Source organism: Dermacoccus sp. NHGro5 (assembly GCF_017565385.1).
In the GTDB taxonomy this organism is placed as follows: Bacteria; Actinomycetota; Actinomycetes; order Actinomycetales; family Dermatophilaceae; genus Dermacoccus; species Dermacoccus nishinomiyaensis.
Window position 1 is genome coordinate 1 of the sequence record NZ_JAGEKQ010000034.1, and the last position, 17,806, is coordinate 17,806.

17 protein-coding genes are annotated in these 17,806 nt (G+C 68.9%); 8 read left to right on the forward strand and 9 right to left on the reverse strand.

What is annotated here, in order from left to right; all coding sequences use genetic code 11:
* Nucleotides 1-198: 198 nt before the first annotated feature.
* Complete coding sequence (locus J4Z35_RS12485; RefSeq protein WP_006946280.1) at nt 199-480, reverse strand: hypothetical protein; 282 nt, start codon at nt 478-480, stop codon at nt 199-201.
* A 152-nt stretch (nt 481-632) separates the two neighbouring features.
* Here J4Z35_RS12485 and J4Z35_RS12490 point away from each other — a divergent pair, with 152 nt between their 5' ends.
* Together J4Z35_RS12490 and J4Z35_RS12495 are read left to right on the forward strand one after the other, a co-directional pair.
* Nucleotides 633-896, forward strand: a complete 264-nt coding sequence (locus tag J4Z35_RS12490) for a hypothetical protein (RefSeq protein ID WP_006946272.1) — start codon at nt 633-635, stop codon at nt 894-896.
* Between the two features lie 285 nt (nt 897-1,181).
* The gene (locus J4Z35_RS12495) at nt 1,182-2,021 is read left to right on the forward strand and encodes an SGNH/GDSL hydrolase family protein (protein ID WP_040014827.1); all 840 of its coding nucleotides are present in this window, start codon (nt 1,182-1,184) and stop codon (nt 2,019-2,021) included.
* 25 nt (nt 2,022-2,046) lie between these two features.
* On the opposite strand, the gene J4Z35_RS12500 is transcribed toward J4Z35_RS12495, so the two are convergent.
* Nucleotides 2,047-2,649, reverse strand: coding sequence for a TetR/AcrR family transcriptional regulator (locus J4Z35_RS12500; protein WP_040014870.1), 603 nt, complete (start codon nt 2,647-2,649; stop codon nt 2,047-2,049).
* Between the two features lie 213 nt (nt 2,650-2,862).
* Between J4Z35_RS12500 and J4Z35_RS12505 the strand changes: the two genes are divergently transcribed.
* Nucleotides 2,863-3,876: a zinc-binding dehydrogenase gene (locus J4Z35_RS12505; RefSeq protein ID WP_074041110.1), complete on the forward strand. Its 1,014-nt coding sequence runs from the start codon at nt 2,863-2,865 to the stop codon at nt 3,874-3,876.
* Between the two features lie 66 nt (nt 3,877-3,942).
* Nucleotides 3,943-5,709: an oleate hydratase gene (locus J4Z35_RS12510; protein ID WP_074041111.1), complete on the forward strand. Its 1,767-nt coding sequence runs from the start codon at nt 3,943-3,945 to the stop codon at nt 5,707-5,709.
* Nucleotides 5,710-5,848: 139 nt separating this feature from the next.
* On the opposite strand, the gene J4Z35_RS12515 is transcribed toward J4Z35_RS12510, so the two are convergent.
* The 4 genes from J4Z35_RS12515 to dnaK all read right to left on the reverse strand — a co-directional run bounded on the left by J4Z35_RS12515 (nt 5,849) and on the right by dnaK (nt 10,187).
* On the reverse strand, nt 5,849-6,358 hold the full coding sequence (locus tag J4Z35_RS12515; protein WP_082740404.1) for a helix-turn-helix transcriptional regulator: 510 nt from the start codon (nt 6,356-6,358) through the stop codon (nt 5,849-5,851).
* Nucleotides 6,355-7,371 (reverse strand): DnaJ C-terminal domain-containing protein, encoded by a 1,017-nt coding sequence (locus J4Z35_RS12520; protein ID WP_062255934.1) that lies wholly within the window; start codon nt 7,369-7,371, stop codon nt 6,355-6,357. The genes J4Z35_RS12515 and J4Z35_RS12520 overlap by 4 nt, the downstream gene beginning before the upstream one ends.
* A 178-nt stretch (nt 7,372-7,549) precedes the next feature.
* The gene (gene grpE / locus J4Z35_RS12525) at nt 7,550-8,179 is read right to left on the reverse strand and encodes a nucleotide exchange factor GrpE (protein WP_074041112.1); all 630 of its coding nucleotides are present in this window, start codon (nt 8,177-8,179) and stop codon (nt 7,550-7,552) included.
* Between the two features lie 121 nt (nt 8,180-8,300).
* Entirely contained in the window at nt 8,301-10,187 is a 1,887-nt protein-coding gene (gene dnaK / locus J4Z35_RS12530) for a molecular chaperone DnaK (protein ID WP_074041113.1), read from the reverse strand.
* Nucleotides 10,188-10,515: 328 nt separating this feature from the next.
* On the opposite strand from dnaK, the gene J4Z35_RS12535 reads away from it, so the two are divergent.
* Both J4Z35_RS12535 and J4Z35_RS12540 read left to right on the forward strand, forming a co-directional pair.
* Nucleotides 10,516-11,568, forward strand: a complete 1,053-nt coding sequence (locus J4Z35_RS12535; protein ID WP_083604024.1) for an alpha/beta fold hydrolase — start codon at nt 10,516-10,518, stop codon at nt 11,566-11,568.
* 118 nt (nt 11,569-11,686) lie between these two features.
* Complete coding sequence (locus J4Z35_RS12540) at nt 11,687-12,133, forward strand: hypothetical protein (RefSeq protein ID WP_081873572.1); 447 nt, start codon at nt 11,687-11,689, stop codon at nt 12,131-12,133.
* Between the two features lie 97 nt (nt 12,134-12,230).
* On the opposite strand, the gene J4Z35_RS12545 is transcribed toward J4Z35_RS12540, so the two are convergent.
* Nucleotides 12,231-13,094: an oxidoreductase gene (locus tag J4Z35_RS12545; RefSeq protein ID WP_074041115.1), complete on the reverse strand. Its 864-nt coding sequence runs from the start codon at nt 13,092-13,094 to the stop codon at nt 12,231-12,233.
* A gap of 67 nt (nt 13,095-13,161) precedes the next feature.
* Nucleotides 13,162-13,923: a sulfite exporter TauE/SafE family protein gene (locus J4Z35_RS12550; RefSeq protein WP_074041116.1), complete on the reverse strand. Its 762-nt coding sequence runs from the start codon at nt 13,921-13,923 to the stop codon at nt 13,162-13,164.
* 133 nt (nt 13,924-14,056) lie between these two features.
* On the opposite strand from J4Z35_RS12550, the gene J4Z35_RS12555 reads away from it, so the two are divergent.
* Complete coding sequence (locus tag J4Z35_RS12555) at nt 14,057-14,980, forward strand: patatin-like phospholipase family protein (RefSeq protein WP_083604060.1); 924 nt, start codon at nt 14,057-14,059, stop codon at nt 14,978-14,980.
* Nucleotides 14,981-15,111: 131 nt separating this feature from the next.
* Here the strand turns inward: J4Z35_RS12555 and J4Z35_RS12560 are convergent, their stop codons facing one another.
* Nucleotides 15,112-16,734: a DEAD/DEAH box helicase gene (locus tag J4Z35_RS12560; protein WP_074041337.1), complete on the reverse strand. Its 1,623-nt coding sequence runs from the start codon at nt 16,732-16,734 to the stop codon at nt 15,112-15,114.
* A gap of 410 nt (nt 16,735-17,144) precedes the next feature.
* On the opposite strand from J4Z35_RS12560, the gene J4Z35_RS12565 reads away from it, so the two are divergent.
* Entirely contained in the window at nt 17,145-17,723 is a 579-nt protein-coding gene (locus J4Z35_RS12565; protein ID WP_083604058.1) for an MFS transporter, read from the forward strand.
* Nucleotides 17,724-17,806 lie beyond the last annotated feature (83 nt).

The following is a 17,806-nucleotide window of genomic DNA, read 5'->3' on the forward strand; positions in this document are numbered from 1 at the left end:
CGGGAATGGGGCCTCACCGATGCTGGGAGCAACTAGTCCGATGTGCCGGTCGACGGCGGCAACGCGTCGGTGAGGTCGCGCAGTCGCCACCCGGCGCGTCTCTTGGCCCGTCAGCACGCCCGACGGCGTTTAGCTCAACGCGTCAGCACGACCGGCGGCGCGACGTGCGTCGCGTCAGCTCTTCCGACGCCGCGTCGCTCAGCGCGTCGGCAGCTGCGCGGGGTTGGGGTCGAGCCAGCCGTCATGCTCCTTGGCGAGCGCGTCGAAACGCTCGGTGAGGGCCTGCGCGACGGCCGAGGCAGGATCGTCGACGGTGTCCTGCTTGACGTAGACGCCCCACTCGTGATCCTCGTCGTCCTCCTCACCCGCCAGCGCCTCACGCACGACGCGCACGTCGGTGAAGTCACCCGATTCGAGCAGGTCGTCCGCGATCTCCTCGGCGACATCACGCTCGGGAAACAACATGAGGTACTCGGTCATGGGCACTACTGTGCCAAGGAAACCTGGGGATTGTCATCGTCGCCGCGCCCACGCGAGGCGGTAGATTGGCGACTCGAGTGGGGCGGCTCGAGTCAGACGACTCCAGTCGAGCGGCTCGAGTCAAGCGCGTGGATCGAATGTGAGGAATCGTCATGGTGTGGGCCCTCGTCGTCGCCGTCGTCCTGCTCCTGCTCATCGGGTGGAGCAACCTGACGCTGCAGAAGCAGGTGCGTCACCTGCAGGAGGAGATCACCGATCTGCGTGCGGGCCAGGATCTGTCCGAGCGCGTCAGCTACCTCGTGCACAAGGGTCGCGAGATCGAGGCCATCGCCATGTATCGCAGCGCGACGGGCCTCGGCCTGCTCGAGAGCAAGAACGCCGTCGAGGTCATCGCCAAGAACAACCCCCAGCTCTGACGTGCCGCTGGCGCCCCTGCCGCCGGCGTCAGAGCGCGTCAAGCCTCGTCAGGTCACTCTTCTCGTGGCCCGCTCCTCACCTGCGATCTACGTCCACGTGCGCGATTCTTGGTCATATCGACGAATGTGGACGGGAATCGCAGATGGGACAGGAAGCGCAGATGGTCACGGCGTCTCGTCGATAGCTGCTCGTCCACCTGAGTTCACCCAGGCTTCATGCCCCGGATCACCCACGGCCAGCCGGACGCCGACATCGGGCCACGCGAACGACCTACCGTCAGCCCGATGAAGGGACGTTACGTAGCGGTCGGAGACTCGTTCACCGAGGGCGTCGGTGACGCGAACCTCATGTACCCCAACGGCGTGCGCGGGTGGGCCGATCGTATGGCCCGCCAGATGGGGCGCGTGGACGCGACGTGGGAGTACGCGAACTTCGCCATCCGCAGCAAGCGTCTCGACGAGATCGTCGACGAGCAGTTCGACGCCGCCCTCGCGCTCGAACCGACGCTCATCTCGTTCTACGCCGGCGGCAACGACATCCTCGCCGTCCGCTCCGACATGCCCGCCATCATGGAGCGTTACGAGGCCGCGCTGCAGCGCCTCGTCGGATCGGGCGCGGAGGTGCTGCTGTTCACGACGTTCGACGTGAAGATCTCGACGGCGCTCGAGCCGCTGCGGCGGCGCATCGTCTTCTACAACGACGCCGTGCGCGAACTGGCCCGCCAGTACGGCTGCCTGCTCGTCGATCACACCCAGTTTCGAGAGTTCGACGACCCGCGCATGTGGGCGTTCGACCGCATCCACATGAGCCGGCTCGGGCACAAGCACCTCGCCGCCTACGTGCTCGCCGAACTCGGCATCCCCCACACGCTCAAACTGCCGGAGCTGCCTCCGTTCGAGGCGCCGCACTGGCGCGAGAGCATCCGCACCGAGAGCCGATGGCTCGCCACCGAGGTGATCCCCCTCTTCCGGCGCCGCATCAACGGCGTCCGTGAGGGCGATACGCTTCCCCCGAAGTGGCCCGAACCGATCCGCCCCGCGGACGGCATGAAGCGACTGGCCCGTGCGCGCGCGGGCGACGCCGTCGAGGTCAGGGCACGCGCAGGTGAACGCCACGCCGGCTGAGCGCCCGCGTCACGCTCACGAGCGATCAGACGCCCGCGCCGCGCACCGCGACGTCAACGAGATCTCCGAGGCGGCGCGCCACGGATTCGACCTCGGCGCGTCCGGTACGCGTGCGGTTCAGCTCGAGCACCCCACCGGAGACGATGAGGCCCGCGGCGACGACGCTGCGCTCCGCGTCACCCCCCGCTGCGACGAGCAGCCCCGCGATGGCGTCCTCGAGACCGGCGACCAGCGCGACGACCTTCTCGCGATACGGCCCGGGCGCACCGAACAGCACCTCCCGTCCGACGACCATCGCGTTCTCGGGGTAGTCACGGGCCTGCTGCGCGAACGGTTCGAGCAGACGCAGGACGTGCTCGCGCACCCCACCGTCACCGGCGTCGTCGGGCAGGTGATCGTCGACGAGATCACGCCACTCGTGTTCGACGACCATCATGAGCAGTTCCGCCTTCGTCGGGGCGTACTGGAACACGGTGCCGGCGGCGACGTTGGCGCGCTTGGCCACCTCGGCCGTCGTCATGCGCTCGTACCCCACCTCACCGAGCAGGCTCTCGGCAGCCGCGAGGATGCGGGCCTGCTTGTCAGCCTTGTTGCGCGCGCGACGACCCTGCTGGTCCGAGCCGCTCACGACGGGACGTCGGCAGGTCACGACCGTGGCGTCAGGCGTACCCGGCGTGGGGGCCGGCCTCGTCGGGGCCGTCGAACCGGCCGACGGTGCCGCGGAGGCGGCCGTGGCGCTGAGGGGAAGCGACATGGATCGAAACATTACCCGGGCCGAAAGGCCCTGGTGGCGCCGCAAAAAATGAGTACAGTCAAAAATATCGGAAACGAAGGAGACACCATGGACACCATGAAGGCCGCACGCCTCGACGTCACGCACCACACCCTGAACGTCGAGGAGGTACCCGTCCCGACGCCAGGGCCGGGCCAAGCCGTCATCGAGGTGAAGGCGGCGGGCGTCTGCCTGTCGGACGTGCACCTGCTCGAAGGGCTCATCGCGCCGCAGTTCCTCGACAGCGAGAAGGTGACGCTCGGTCACGAGGTCGCGGGCGTCGTCACCGCCCTCGGTGACGGCGTGCCGACACTGCCCGGCATCGAGGTGGGCAGCCGCGTCCTGCTGCAGGCCGGCCACCGCCTCCCGAACGGCCGCATCCTGACGCGCGGCGTCGACTACGACGGCGGGTACGCCGAATACGCCCTCGCGCAGGCCGAGACGCTCGTCCCGATCCCCGACGACCTCCCGTTCGAGCAGGCCGCCATCATCCCCGACGCCGTCTCGACGCCGTGGGCAGCCATCCAGACGAGCGGGCGCGTGCGCGCCGGCGAGGCCGTCGGCGTCTGGGGCCTCGGCGGGCTGGGCATTCACGCCGTGCAGTTGCTGCGTCTCATCGGCGCCTCCCCCATCGTCGCGATCGACCCGCTCGAGGCCGCGCGCGAACGGGCGCTCGCCGTCGGCGCCGACGTGGCGTGCGCCCCTGAAGACGCGGAGGACGCCATCCGCCAGCTCTCGCCCCGCGGTCTCGACGTCGCGTTCGACTTCGCGGGCGTGGCCCCCGTGCGGGCCCAGGCGATGGCCTCCCTCGCGCCGCAGGGACGTCTCGTCATCGTCGGCCTCGCCGGGCGGCCCATCGAGATTCCGTCCGACACCGCATTCGCCTACAAGCAGCTGACGCTGCGCGGCCACTACGGCAGCGAGGGAACGGACGTCCACCAGCTCGTCGCGTTGACCCGCACGAAGCGGCTCGACCTGTCGGCGTCGATCAGCGGGGTCTTCCCGCTCGAGGAAGCGCCCGAGGTGCTCGAGCGGCTCGCGCGCAAGGACGGCAACCCGATCCGTTTCATCCTGCAGCCCTGACGGCGCACGTCCGCTCATCCATCGTCCGGCGCGATGATCTCGCGCACCCGACCTCGAGGAGATCCCATGTACTACAGCAGTGGAAACTACGAAGCCTTCGCCCGTCCCCGCCCGCCGAAGGACGCCGCGAGCAAGCACGCCTGGATCGTCGGCAGCGGCCTCGCGGGCCTCGCGGCGGCCGTCTTCATGATCCGTGACGCCGCTGTCCCCGGCGAGAACATCACGATCCTCGAGAAGGGCTCCCTCGCCGGTGGCGCCCTCGACGGGATCGAGGAGCCCGAGAAGGGGTTCGTCATCCGCGGTGGACGCGAGATGGAGAACCACTTCGAGTGCCTGTGGGATTGCTTCCGCACGATCCCCAGCCTCGAGGTCGAGGGCGCGTCCGTGCTCGACGAGTTCTACTGGCTCAACAAGGACGACCCGAACTACTCGCTGCAGCGCGCCACCGTCGAACGCGGCCAGGACGCGCACACCGACGGGTTGTTCACGCTGAACCAGAAGGCGCAGAAAGACCTCGTCAAGGTGTTCCTCGCGACGCGCGAGGAGATGGAGAACAAACGCATCGACGAGGTGTTCGGCCGCGACTTCCTCGACAGCAACTTCTGGCTCTACTGGCGCACGATGTTCGCGTTCGAGGAATGGCACAGCGCGCTCGAGATGAAGCTGTACCTGCACCGCTTCATCCACCACATCGGCGGGCTGCCCGACTTCTCGGCGCTCAAGTTCACCAAGTACAACCAGTACGAGTCGCTCGTGCTGCCGATGACGAAGTGGCTGAGCGAGCAGGGCGTGCGTTTCCAGTACGACACGGAGGTGACGGACGTCGAGTTCGACCTGACGGCGTCGGCCAAGCGCGCGACCCGCATCGAGTGGACCCGCACCGGTGAGCACGCCGGTGACACGGGCGTCGACCTCGGGGACGACGATTACGTCCTGATGACGATCGGCTCACTCGTCGACAACTCCGACGAGGGCGACCACCACACCGCCGCGACGCTGAACCGCGGCCCGGCGTCGGCGTGGGACCTGTGGAAGAAGATCGCGCGCAAGGATCCGTCGTTCGGGCGCCCCGAGGTGTTCTGCAGCTCCATCGACGAGACGAAGTGGGAGTCGGCGACCGTCACGACGCTCGATGAGCGCATCCCCGAGTACATCCGGCGCATCGCCAAGCGCGACCCCTTCAGCGGACGAGTCGTGACGGGCGGCATCGTCACCGTCAAGGATTCGAGCTGGCTCATGAGCTGGACGGTGAACCGCCAGCCGCACTTCAAGAAGCAGCCGAAGGACCAGATCGTCGTGTGGGTCTACAGCCTGTTCGTCGACACGCCCGGCGACTACGTCAAGAAGCCGATGAGCGAGTGCACCGGCGAGGAGATCACCGCCGAGTGGCTCTACCACCTCGGCGTGCCCGAGGCTGACATTCCCGAACTCGCCGCGACGGGCGCGAAGTGCGTACCGGTCATGATGCCGTACGTGACGTCGTTCTTCATGCCCCGCAAGGCCGGTGACCGCCCTGACGTCGTGCCGGAGGGCGCGGAGAACTTCGCCTTCATCGGCCAGTTCGCCGAGACGAGCCGCGACTGCATCTTCACGACCGAGTACTCGGTGCGCACCGGCATGGAAGCCACCTACCAGTTGTTCGGCGTCGAGCGCGGTGTGCCCGAGGTGTTCAACTCGACCTACGACGTGCGGACGCTGCTCGACGCCTCGGCGCGCCTCAAGGACGGCGAGAAGACCGAGCTGCCCGGCCCCGCCGTACTGCGCCGCAAGATCGCGAAGGGGCTCGACTCCACCGAGATCGGCGTGCTGCTACGCGAGCACGGCATCCTGTGACGGCGGCCTGACGCCCGCATCGCGCGCCGAGGCCCTCATCCCGAGTCGGGGATGAGGGCCTCGGCCATGCAGGTGTTGTACGACGACGGTGTGGCGCTGCGTCGTGCGCTCCGGAGCGTGCGTCGTGACGAGCTCGGGCTCAGCGGGTGCTGTACGGCCGGAGCGAACGCCCGATCGAGCGCGGGCGCGGTCGTTCGCCGGGCCCCAGCGCGACGATGCCGTCGCGTCCGGCCGCGAAGACGCACGTGTGAGAGCGCGATTCGAGTGCGTCCCGGTACTGCGCGTTCTGTTCGCTCAGCTCCTCGATCTGCGCCCGTAGCGCCGTGACCTGGTGCTCGAGCTCCATGATGCGTTGGATGCCGGCGAGCGAGACTCCCTCCGACGACAGCTCCTGCACCCGACGCAGCTGCGCGATGTCGCGCATCGAGTAGCGGCGGCCGCCGCCACTCGTGCGTTCGGGGGTGACGAGCCCCAGACGGTCGTACTGGCGCAGCGTCTGGGCGTGCATCCCGGCCAGTTCGGCGGCGACGGAGATGACGTACACCGGCTTCGCCGGAGCGTCGAGGCCGTGCAGCCGCTCGTCACCGACGCGTCCGTTGTGGTCGTCGACGATCTCGCCGAGCCGCCGTTCGACCCGCGACGGCGTCACGACGCGGCCTGACGCGCCTTCGCGAGCAGCTCTTCGCGCGGGTCGGCTTCGCCCGCCGCGAGGGTCTCGACGGCCCGACGCTGCTCGTCGGTGAGCTCCTTCGGCACGACGACGTGAACCTTCGCGATGAGGTCGCCGGTCGCCTTCTTCGTCTTCACGCCACGGCCCTTGACGCGCAGGCTGCGGCCCGAGGGCGTGCCGGGCGCGACGCGGACCTTGACGCTCTTGCCGTCTAAGGTGGGCACCTGCACCGTGGCGCCGAGGGTGGCCTCGGCGAACGTCACGGGCAGCTCGACGGTGAGGTTGTCACCGTCGCGGCCGAAGACCGGGTCGGTGCCGACGCTGATGTGCAGGATCATGTCGCCGTTCGGGCCACCGCCGAAGCCGGGACGGCCCTTGCCGCGCAACCGGATCTTCTGCCCGTCCTTCACCCCGGCCGGAATGCGCGCGGTGAAACTCTGACCATCGGCGTCGCTGATGCGCACCTCGCTGCCCTCGACGGCCTGACGGAACGTGATCGACGCGCGCGCCTCGACGTCCTCGCCTCTCTGGGCGGCGCGCTGACGGGAGCCGCCGCCGAAGCCGGAGCTGAACCCGCCGCCCCCGAAGCCTCCGCCGGCGCCACCGAACTGGGCGAGCAGATCTTCGAGGTTGATGCCCTGCTGGCCACCCGCCCCACTCGAATAGGTGCGGTAACCGCTGCCGCCGCCCCCGCCGAACATCGACGAGAAAACGTCCTCGGCGCCGCCGGCACCGCCGCTGAAGCGGGCGCCGCCTCGCGCCATCTGACGCACGGCGTCGTACTCCTGACGCTGCTGCGGATCGGAGAGCACCTGGTTGGCCTCGCCGATCTCCTTGAACTTCTGCTCGGCGGAGGTGTCACCGGGGTTCTTGTCCGGGTGGTACTTGCGGGCCAGCTTGCGGTAGGCCTTCTTGATGTCCTCCTCGCTCGCGTCCTGCGCGACACCGAGGGTGGCGTAAAAGTCTTTTTCGAACCAGTCCTGACTGGCCATGCGCACCTCCTTCGTGGTTTCACGCCCGCCGGTTGCGGACCGGGCGTGCATCGCGTGCGCGTGCGAATGGGGTTTTCAGTTGTGTGTCGGCGGCGCCCGGTGGGGGCGCCGCCGCGACGTCAGCGAAGCAGGTTGCCCCGCGGCACGAAGCGACTCGGCTCGGCCGCGGCGCGCTCGATCAGCCTGCGACCGAGACGCGGGCGGGACGCACGACGCGCTCGCCCACCTTGTAGCCCGGCTGCAGCACCTGCACGACGAAGGTTCCGTCGACGCCCTCGGGCGCCTCGGCCTCGACGTGCATGAGCGCCTCGTGGACGCTGGGGTCGAACGCCTCGTCGACCGCGCCGAAGCGTGCCACACCGAAGCGGTTGAGCGTCGATTCGATCTTGTCGGCGATCTTGCTCATCGGGCCCTCGGTGAGGTCGCCGTGCTGGCGCGCGAGCTCGATGTCGTCGAGCACCGGGATGAGGGATTCGACGACCGAGCCGATCGTCGTCTCCTTCTCACGAGCCCGGTCGCGCTCGACGCGGTTGCGGTAGTTGACGTACTCGGCCTGGATGCGCTGCAGGTCGGACAGGCGCTCCGCAGCGAGCTTCGAGTCCGGGTGCTCGGCGACCGCGTCGTCAGCGCTCGTCGCGTCGGGGCCGGCCTGCGTGGCGGCCTCGTCGGAACGCGTCTGCAGTTTCTCGGGCTGCTCTCCGCCGGGCAGGTCTGAACCCACACCGCCGGCGAACGAGTTGTCGGTCTCGCCCTGCGTCGCACCGTCGGCGTTGTGGGGCGTGGCGCCGCTCGTGTTCTGGTCCGTCATGACGGACTCCTTCCTGCCACCTCCTGGTGGCGAAGCGGCCGGTGGGCTCCCCGTGGGCAGCCCACCGGCCGTACTCGTGTCAGGGGCCGACCGGGGTGCGCGTGGCACCCCGGTCAGGCACTCACTTGGAGGTGTCGTCGTCGTCCTCGACGACCTCGGCGTCGACGACGTCGTCGCCACCCTGCTTCTGCTCGCCTGCAGCGCCCTCGGCACCGGCCGCACCCGCGGCGTCGCCGTTCTCGGCCTGCGCGGCGTACATCGCGGCGCCCATCTTCTGGCTGGCCTCAGACAGCGCCGTGGCCTTCGCGTTGATGTCCTCCGGCGACGCGGACGACTCCGGCTTCAGGGCCTCCTTGAGCTCGGCGAGGGCGCTCTCGGTGGCCGACTTTTCGTCAGCGGGCACCTTGTCGCCGTTCTCCTCGAGGAACTTCTCCGTCGAGTAGACGAGAGCCTCGCCCGTGTTGCGGGCCTCGGCCTCCTCGCGACGCTTCGCGTCCTCGGCGGCGTGCTCCTCGGCCTCGCGGACCATGCGCTCGATGTCCTCCTTCGGCAGCGCGGAGCCACCGGAGATCGTCATCGACTGCTCCTTGTTCGTGCCACGGTCCTTCGCGGAGACGTGCACGATGCCGTTGGCGTCGATGTCGAACGTGACCTCGATCTGCGGCACGCCACGCGGCGCGGGAGCGATGCCCGTGAGCTCGAAGTTGCCGAGAGCCTTGTTGGCCTTGGCGATCTCGCGCTCACCCTGGAACACCTGGATGTCGACGGACGGCTGGTTGTCCTCAGCCGTCGAGAACACCTCGGTGCGCTTCGTCGGGATGGCCGTGTTGCGCTCGATGAGCTTGGTGAAAAGCCCACCCTTCGTCTCGATGCCGAGGCTCAGCGGCGTGACGTCGATGAGCAGCACGTCCTTGCGCTCACCCTTGAGCACACCGGCCTGCAGCGCGGCGCCGACGGCGACGACCTCGTCCGGGTTGACGCCCTTGTTCGGCTCCTTGCCACCGCACATCTGCTTGACGAGCTCGACGACGGCCGGCATGCGGGTCGAGCCACCGACGAGGACGACGTGGTCGATGTCGGAGATCTTGACGCCCGCATCCTTGATGACGTTCTCGAACGGCTTCTTCAAGCGCTCGAGCAGGTCCTTCGTCATCTGCTCGAACTGAGCACGCGTGATCGTCTCGTCGACGTGGATCGGGCCGTTCTCGCCCATCGACAGGTACTGGAGGGAGATGTTCGTCGAGGTCGAGCTCGACAGCTCCTTCTTCGCCTGCTCCGCGGCGTCACGCAGACGCTGCATGGCGATCTTGTCCTTGCTCAGGTCGACGCCGGACTCGCTCTTCACCTTGTTGATGAGGTGCTCGACGATGCGGTTGTCCCAGTCGTCGCCACCGAGCTTGTTGTCACCGGAGGTGGCGCGCACCTGGATGGTGGAGAAGCCGTCCTCCGCGTCCTTGCCCACCTCGAGCAGGGAGACATCGAACGTACCGCCACCGAGGTCGAAGACGAGGATGAGCTCGTCCTCCTTGCCCTTGTCGAGGCCGTAGGCGAGGGCCGCGGCGGTGGGCTCGTTGACGATGCGCAGGACGTTGAGGCCCGCGATCTCGCCGGCCTCCTTCGTGGCCTGACGCTCGGCGTCGTCGAAGTAGGCGGGAACCGTGATGACGGCGTCCGTGACCTCTTCGCCGAGGTAGGCCTCGGAGTCACGCTTGAGCTTCATGAGAATACGGGCCGAGATCTCCTGCGGCGTGTACTTCTTGCCGTCGATCTCCGTCGTCCAGTCCGTGCCCATGTGGCGCTTGACGGAACGGATGGTGCGATCGACGTTCGTGACCGCCTGACGCTTCGCGATCTCGCCGACGAGGATCTCGCCGTTCTTCGTGAACGCGACGACGGATGGGGTGGTGCGACCGCCCTCGGCGTTCGCGATGATCTTGGGCTCGTTGCCTTCGAGAACGGCGACGGCCGAGTTGGTGGTACCGAGGTCAATACCGACTGCGCGACCCATGGTGGGATCTCCTTCGTTCGAGGAAACGACGATCTGTGCGCGCGCCCTGCAGGCGTGGCCCACACCGTCAGATTGACTGATGTTGACTCAACTCTGTTTCGCCGTGAGTGTCAACCCTCGGCTCATCAAAGTTGCTGTTACTTGACTCAACTTGTTTGATCCGCACTTCATTCCCCGTCGCAGAAGTTTTCTCCGGGCCCCGTCTCGTCAGCCTTGGACGAGCCTCGCCCGTCGCGCGGACGCCGCCACTACCCCTGGGTAGGATCGCGGGATAGACAGGGCGAGCGCGTGTGGGTTCGCCGGCGCTGCGGGACGATGGAGAGCGACGATGCGGACAGAGCCCGAGCAACACGCGACGAGCGGAAACGTGACGGTCTCGCTCGTGCAGCACGGCCCCTCCCAAGCGCGCGTCACCTCGATCAGCGGCCCCCGCGGTCGCGACTTCGTCCTCGTCGCCGGCATCGGAGTGGCCTCCGACTATTACGTTCGCCTCGCCCTCGATCTCAATCAGGTCGGCACCGTCCACGCCATCGACCTTCCCGGCTTCGGCGGCGTTCCGCACGGCAAGCAAACGCCCGGGATCGAAGGATTCGCGGATCTCGTCGAGGCCGCGATCACCCAGCTCGAGCTGGACGACCCGGTCCTCGTCGGGCATTCCATGGGCTCACAGGTCGTCACCGAGGTCGCGGCGCGGCGCTCGGATCTCAGCACCATCGTCCTCATCGGCCCCGTCGTGAACTCTGCCGAGAGCAGCATCGCGCGCCAGGCGTGGCGCCTCGCCCAGTGCGCCGGGCGCGAACCCTTCGCGATCACCGTGCACGTCCTCATCTCCTACGTGCTCTGCGGGCCGTGGTGGTTCTTCAAGGTGCTGCCGAAGATGATGAACTACCCGATCGAAGAGCGGCTCCCGCACGTGCGCGCGCACACCCTTATCCTGCGTGGGCAGCACGACGCGACCAGCCCGCGCTCCTGGGCACGGCACCTGTGCGACATCACGCCGCACGCACGCGCCTGGGAGATCCCGAGCGCAGCGCACTCCGTCATGTACGCGCACGCCGGCGCCGTGGCCGCCTTGACCGTCGAGCACATGCAGCACCCCGAAGCCGCGCACGACGACCCTCGCGATCGACAGATCGACCAGCGCACGAACCCCGACGAGCGCCGCTCGCTCGTGCGCTTCCTCTCGCGACTGCGTGGCGGTGCGACGACGCTGCGCGGGATGGTCACCGGCGACGATGCGCTCGTCGCCCGCGGCAGCCGCCGCTCCCTCGCCGGATACGACGGCCCGCACAACTCCCCCGACGTCGATGCCGTACCCCTCGACGCCGCGGAGGCCGCGGAGGACGAGTCGACGTCCGAAGCGGCACGCACGACGGACTGACGAACCCCGCGGTGTGCTGCCACCACTCGTCGGCGCGCGGTTCGGAGGCGAGGTGATCGGGAACAGCGGCGCCGCAGCGATGGTTGACGCGGACACACCGCGACGCACAGGAGCAGCCATGAGCGACGAGACCTTCGAGCCCACCACGCCGATGAAGGCGCACGAGCCGGCGGCCACGCCGACGATGGAGCAGATGCTCGGCGCGGCGACCAGTCCGTCAGGCCTGCACACGATCACCGACCCGAGCGGCGACCCCTACGAGACCCTGCGCACGGCCAAGGAGCTGTTCGACGTGCGCAAGTACACCGAGGCGGCGCGTCTCATCGAGGGCATGACCGGCACGCCGGAGGGCGCGTCGCGTGATGCTCGCGAACTGCTCGCCCGCAGCTATTACCACTCGGCGCAGCTGACGAAGGCCACCGTCGCGGCCCGTGAACTGCTCGACGTCGACCCGACGAACGTCGACGCCGCCGTGCTCCTGGCCCGCTCGCTCGAGCGTGCGGGCAAGAAGGACGAGGCCGCCCCGGTGCGACGCCTCGCCCAGTCGCTCGGCGCCGACATCTGACGCACGTCGGAGGGCAGCATCTGGTCTGTGAGGGCACGGAAGAACGCTCCCATCGACGTCAGCTGCTGCCGCTGCGACGGTGCGCGGCACGCGCCGCTCAGCGCAGGGCGTTCAGCGTCATGAGGTCGTCGTCACTGAGGGTGACGTCGCGAGCCGCCGTGTTCTCCTCGAGGTGCGCGATCGACGATGTGCCAGGGATGAGCAGGACGTTCTCGGCGCGCGCGAGCAACCAAGCCAGGCCGACCTGCGCCGGCGTGACGCCGCGTTCGGCGGCCATGCGCTGCACCGCCCGGTCGTCGCCGACCTTCGGCAGGTGCTCGAACGCCGAGCCGAGCGGGAAGAACGGCACGTAGGCGACGCCACGCTCACGGCACAACTCGAGCGTGGCGTCGTCGTCACGCATGAGGAGGTTGTAGGCGTTCTGCACGCACACGGCGCCCGCGTCGAGCGCGACGCGCGCCTGCTCGGTCGAGACGTTGCTGACGCCGAACGCCTCGAGCTCCCCCGCCTCGACCAGGCCCTGCATGGCACCGAGCTGCTCCTCGAGGGGGCAGGCGTTCTCATCGCCGATCTCGTCGACGGGCATGACGCGCAGGTTGACGACCGGCAGCCGCTCCACGTCCAGCGTCACGAGGTTCTCGCGGACCGCGGCCACGAGCTGGTCGGGGCGCTGCGCCGGCAGCCACTCACCCGACGGTCCCCGCACGGCGCCGACCTTGGAGACGATGACGAGATCGTCGGCGTAGGGATGCAGCGCCTCCTTGATCAGTTCGTTCGAGACGTTCGGGCCGTAGAACTGCGACGTGTCGATGTGGTCGATGCCGAGCTCGACGACGCGACGCAGCACGCGGACGGCCTCGTCGTGATCGCGTGGCGGACCGAACACGCCCGGCCCGGGAAGCTGCATGGCGCCGTACCCGACGCGTCCGACGCGATGACCGGCGAGAGTGAAAGTGCTCATGCGTCATTCGACCACGTCGGCCTGGGGGGCAGGCGGCGGCGCCTCGCAGATGCTCGTCAGATGAGCGTCAGAGCGTGAGAAGACCCCGCACGAGCGCCGACGCGCCACCGAGCGCGGCGAGCGCCATCGCGAGTCGCTTCGCCTGCGCCGTCGTCACGCGAGGCGTGAGACCCTCGCCGATGCGGACACCGATGAGCACGAGCACGACGACGAGCGGCATGAGCCACCAGGGCGGCAACTCGGTCGAGCCCGTCGACCCGAGCGTCGTCTTCGCGATGACCGAGATGGCCCCCATCGTCATGAAGATGGGCTGGAGGGTCGCGGCGAACGATCGATGCTCCCACCGCGTCAGCCGGGAGTGGATGACGAGGACGGGCGCCGAGACCCCGCACAGCGTATTGAAGAATCCGCCGATGCCGCCGGCGACGGGCGTCGGCCACGCGGACGTGACGTGCGGTAGACGGCCGAGGCGATCGGCGCCGACGGTGAAGCCGATTGCGCCGAGCACCGCCACTCCGACGACGACCTGCAGCCAGGCCGCACTGACCTCGCGTACGACCACGGCACCCACGAGAGCGCCCGGCACGACACAGGCGCAGATGATGCCGGCGCGCCGCCAGTCGACGTCACGTCGCAACGTCAGGGTGAGCAGCAGGCCGGAAACGGTCGTCGTCGCGTTCGCGAGCAGGACGCCATGGGCGGCGCCCATGATGAGCGTCAGTGTCGGAGCCAGGACGAGCCCCATGCCCGAACCCGACAGGCGTTGGAGCACCGCGCCGACGAGGATCGCCGCGACGACGGCGGCGAGCATCGCGGCGGTGAACTCCATCCGCACATCCAAGCAGGTCGTCCCCCGCCGCCGTTCCTCTGGTCAGCGGGCCACGTTGGTGGCCTGGGGCGGGCGGGAGGGTTTCACCCTCGCGTTTGGCCCGTGGGGCCGACGCGCGTCAGGATGGGGAACCGTGAAGACCGTCCTCGACGTCATGCGCCACCGGCGCGACAACTCGAGCCAGCCCCTGCGGCGTCACGACCACGCGCGCGTCACCGTCGTCCTCGAAGGCGGCAGTTCCCGCGCGGCCTACGGCGGCGGCATGGTGGCCGAGCTCGAGGCTCGCGACCTGCTCACGACCGTCGATGCGGTCTACGGCGCGTCGGCCGGAGCTCTCAACGGCGCCTGGCTGATCTGTGGCCGCGCCCGGGCCAATCTGCACGGCTGGTGGGCGCCGGAGAGCATGAATGCGACGATCCGCCCGTCGAACGCGCTGCGTCGCAAACCCGTCGTCGACACCGACGTCATCGTCTACGACCTGTACGAGAACGTCACGCCGATGGGGTTCGAGGAGATCCTCGCGAGCGATGTCGAGTACCACCCCATCGCCACCGACGCGGCGAGTGGCGACGCGGTCGACCTGGCGCCGATGATCCACGACAAGGCAAGCCTGCAGGACGCACTGCGCGCCACGGCGCGGCTGCCGGTTCTCGGCGGCGCACCTGTCGAGATCGACGGGCGACGTTTCATCGACGGCGGGATCGCGGAGAACATCCCCGTCGAAACAGCACTGGCCCAGGGCGCGACGCACGTGCTCGTGCTGCGCACCAAGGCGCCGTCGCTGGATCTGAGCCCCGACAAGGCGGTCGAGAAGCGACTCGTCGCGCGGTGGATGTCCCGTCACGCGCCCGGCGCGAGCGCGGCCTGGACGCGCCGCAACCTGCGCAAGCAGGAGATCGAGCACCTCATGTCGCACGACGACCGGGTGACGCAGGTGGCGCCGCCCGCCGACGTCGCGCGCATCTCCGTCGTCGGCCGCGCTCAGGACGTGCAGCGACGTGCCGTCCAGGACGGTCAGCGCATCATGGCCGAGACCCTAGACGCCGCAGGGTTGTGATCGACGCCCGTACCCATCGGCGCTTTTCGGTCACATCTGCAGATCTGCAGATGTGACCGAAAAGCGCACAAGGGGACGAGAATCGCCGATGTGGACGCCGTTCGCCGATGTGGACGGGAATCGCGGGAGGGTCAGCGCCCGGCGCGCGAGTTCGACGAGAACCCGGCTGCACCGCCGCTGCGACGAGCGCCGCCGGAGCGTCCTGCCGCACCCGAGCCACCCTGGCCACGCGCACCCGAACCACCACGCGAGCCACCCTGGCTCCGTGAACCCGAGCCACCGGACGGACGCCCGCCCGCCCGGTTGCCGTCGCGACCACCGGTCGCAGCACCGCCGGAGCGTCCGCTGCCCTGGTTGTCACGGCCGGCGCCGTCCTGACCGCCGCGGCCGCCGCTCTGAGCGCCTCGGCCACCGGAGCGTCCTCCGCCCTGGTTGCGGCCGCCGGAGCGTCCGCCCTGGCCACGTCCGCCTTGACGCTGCTCGCCGCCGTCCTTCGGAGCCTTCTTGCGCGAGGGCTCCTGCACGGGTGCGGTGGGCAGTGCTGCGGCGACCTCGTCGGCGCTCATCGTGCGACGCTCACCGGGCGCGAGCTCATCGAGCAGCGGGTGCGAGGCGGTGACGTTCGTCGTCGTCGCGTTGATCTTCGCCATTCGCAGCAGCGACTTCACGTCGCCGCGCTGATCCGGCGTCATGAGGGTGATGACGGTGCCCGCGGCGCCGGCGCGGGCGGTGCGGCCCGAGCGGTGCAGGTAGGCCTTGTGCTCGGTGGGCGGGTCGGCGTGAACGACGAGCGAGACGTCGTCGACGTGGATGCCGCGCGCGGCGATGTCGGTCGCGACGAGCGTCTCGACGGCGCCCGAGTGGAACGCGTCGAGGTTGCGCACGCGAGCGTTCTGCGACAGGTTGCCGTGCAGGTCGACGGCGGGAATGCCGCGGCCGGCGAGCTGCTTAGCGAGCTTCTTCGCGCCGTGCTTGGTGCGGGTGAACACGACCGTGCGTCCGGGTGCGGAGACGAGGTCGGTGAGCACGTCGATGCGCGAGTCGGAGTCGACGGCGAAGACGTGGTGCTCCATCGTCGCGACGGGCGACTGCGCCGAATCGGCCTGGTGCGTCACCGGGTTCGACAGGAACTTCTTGACGAGCACGTCGATGCCACCGTCGAGCGTGGCGGAGAACAGCAGGTGCTGCGCCTCGCGCGGCACCTTCGTCAGGATGCGTTTGACGCCGGGCAGGAAGCCCATGTCGGCCATGTGGTCGGCCTCGTCGAGGATGCAGACCTCGACGTCGGACAGGTCGCAGAAGCCCTGGCCCATGAGGTCTTCCAGACGCCCGGGGCACGCGATGAGGACGTCGACGCCCGCCTTGAGAGCCTTGACCTGCGGGTTCTGCCCGACGCCGCCGAAGACGGTCGTGTACGACAGCCCGGCCGCCGCGGCCAGCGGCTTGAGCGAGTCGGCGATCTGGTTGGCGAGCTCGCGCGTCGGCGCGAGGACGAGCGAGCGCGGGCGGTAGGCGTCGATCTCGTAGCGCGTCTCGTCGAGACGGGCGACGAGCGGCAGCAGGAACGCGAACGTCTTGCCCGAGCCGGTACGGCCGCGGCCGAGGACATCGCGGCCCTTGAGCGAGTCGGGCAGCGTCGCGGCCTGGATGGGTGTCGGCGTGTCGATGCCGAGCTTGTCGAGGGTCTTGACGAGGACGGCGGGCACGCCGAGATCGGAGAACGAGGGCACAGATGACTCCTGGAGAAGTTGCATGGAAAGACGAACGATCGATGGTGGAAGCCCGCGCGGTGAATCCGCGCGTCGCAGGCGATCTCGCATCTCGACGATCGTCCGACTCTCATGCGCCACGCGTTCCCGAGACCGGAGGGCGTCGTTCGACGACGTGTGCTGCCCGGTCCGGCGCTGCCGCGCGCCGGGCGCACGACGAGCGCGGGGCGCTCCGATTCGAGGGGAGGCGCAGGGGCGAGTCGGCCACCTGCACGAAGCATCCAGTCTACGCGCAAAGGTTGCGAACCTTCACATGTCACTGTCACGGGCGTGGCATTCGTCGCATCATCGTGCTTGGCTGGAGGTCACCTATTCGCCCCTGGCGCCCGCCCCTCGCACCATGACGCTCGATGCACCACCCGAGCCGAGGACGCCTCCAGCACAAGGGATCTCTCATGGCAGCCATCCCCGTCGACGCGCCACGCGCCCTCGACGCCCATCGTCCGCTGAGCAAGACGTCGCTCGCCGTCGCGGGGTCGTCGACCGTCATCGAGTGGTACGACTTCACGCTGTACCTGTACCTGACGACGGTCATCTCGCGCGTCTTCTTCGGCGGCGGCACGAGCGGTACCGCATGGACGCTGCTGGTCTTCGCCGGCACCTACCTGATGCGCCCCGTCGGCGCCGCGTTCTTCGGCCATGTCGGCGACCGCATCGGGCGCAAGCCCGTCCTTCTCATCTCCATGGCCCTCATGACGTTGGCGATGCTCGCGACGGCCTGCCTGCCGACGTACGCCTCCATCGGGCCCATGGCGGGTTACCTGATGATCGCCCTGCGCGCCCTCATGGCGTTCAGCGTCGGCGGCGAGTACTCGGGCGTCATGACGTACCTCGTCGAGGGCTCCGAACCGCACCGCCGCGGCTTCGTCACGTCGCTGGCCTCCGCGGCGAGCGAGATCGGTGGCCTGCTGGCGGTCGGCCTCTCGGCGATTACGACGTCGTACTTCGTCGGTGACCGGAAGCTGTCAACCTGATTGGAGTCACGTGGGGTTGAGTTGGGTGATTTCGGGTGTTGTGGCGGCGATGGGGCGCCGGCCTCGGTAGCGTTCGGGGTTCG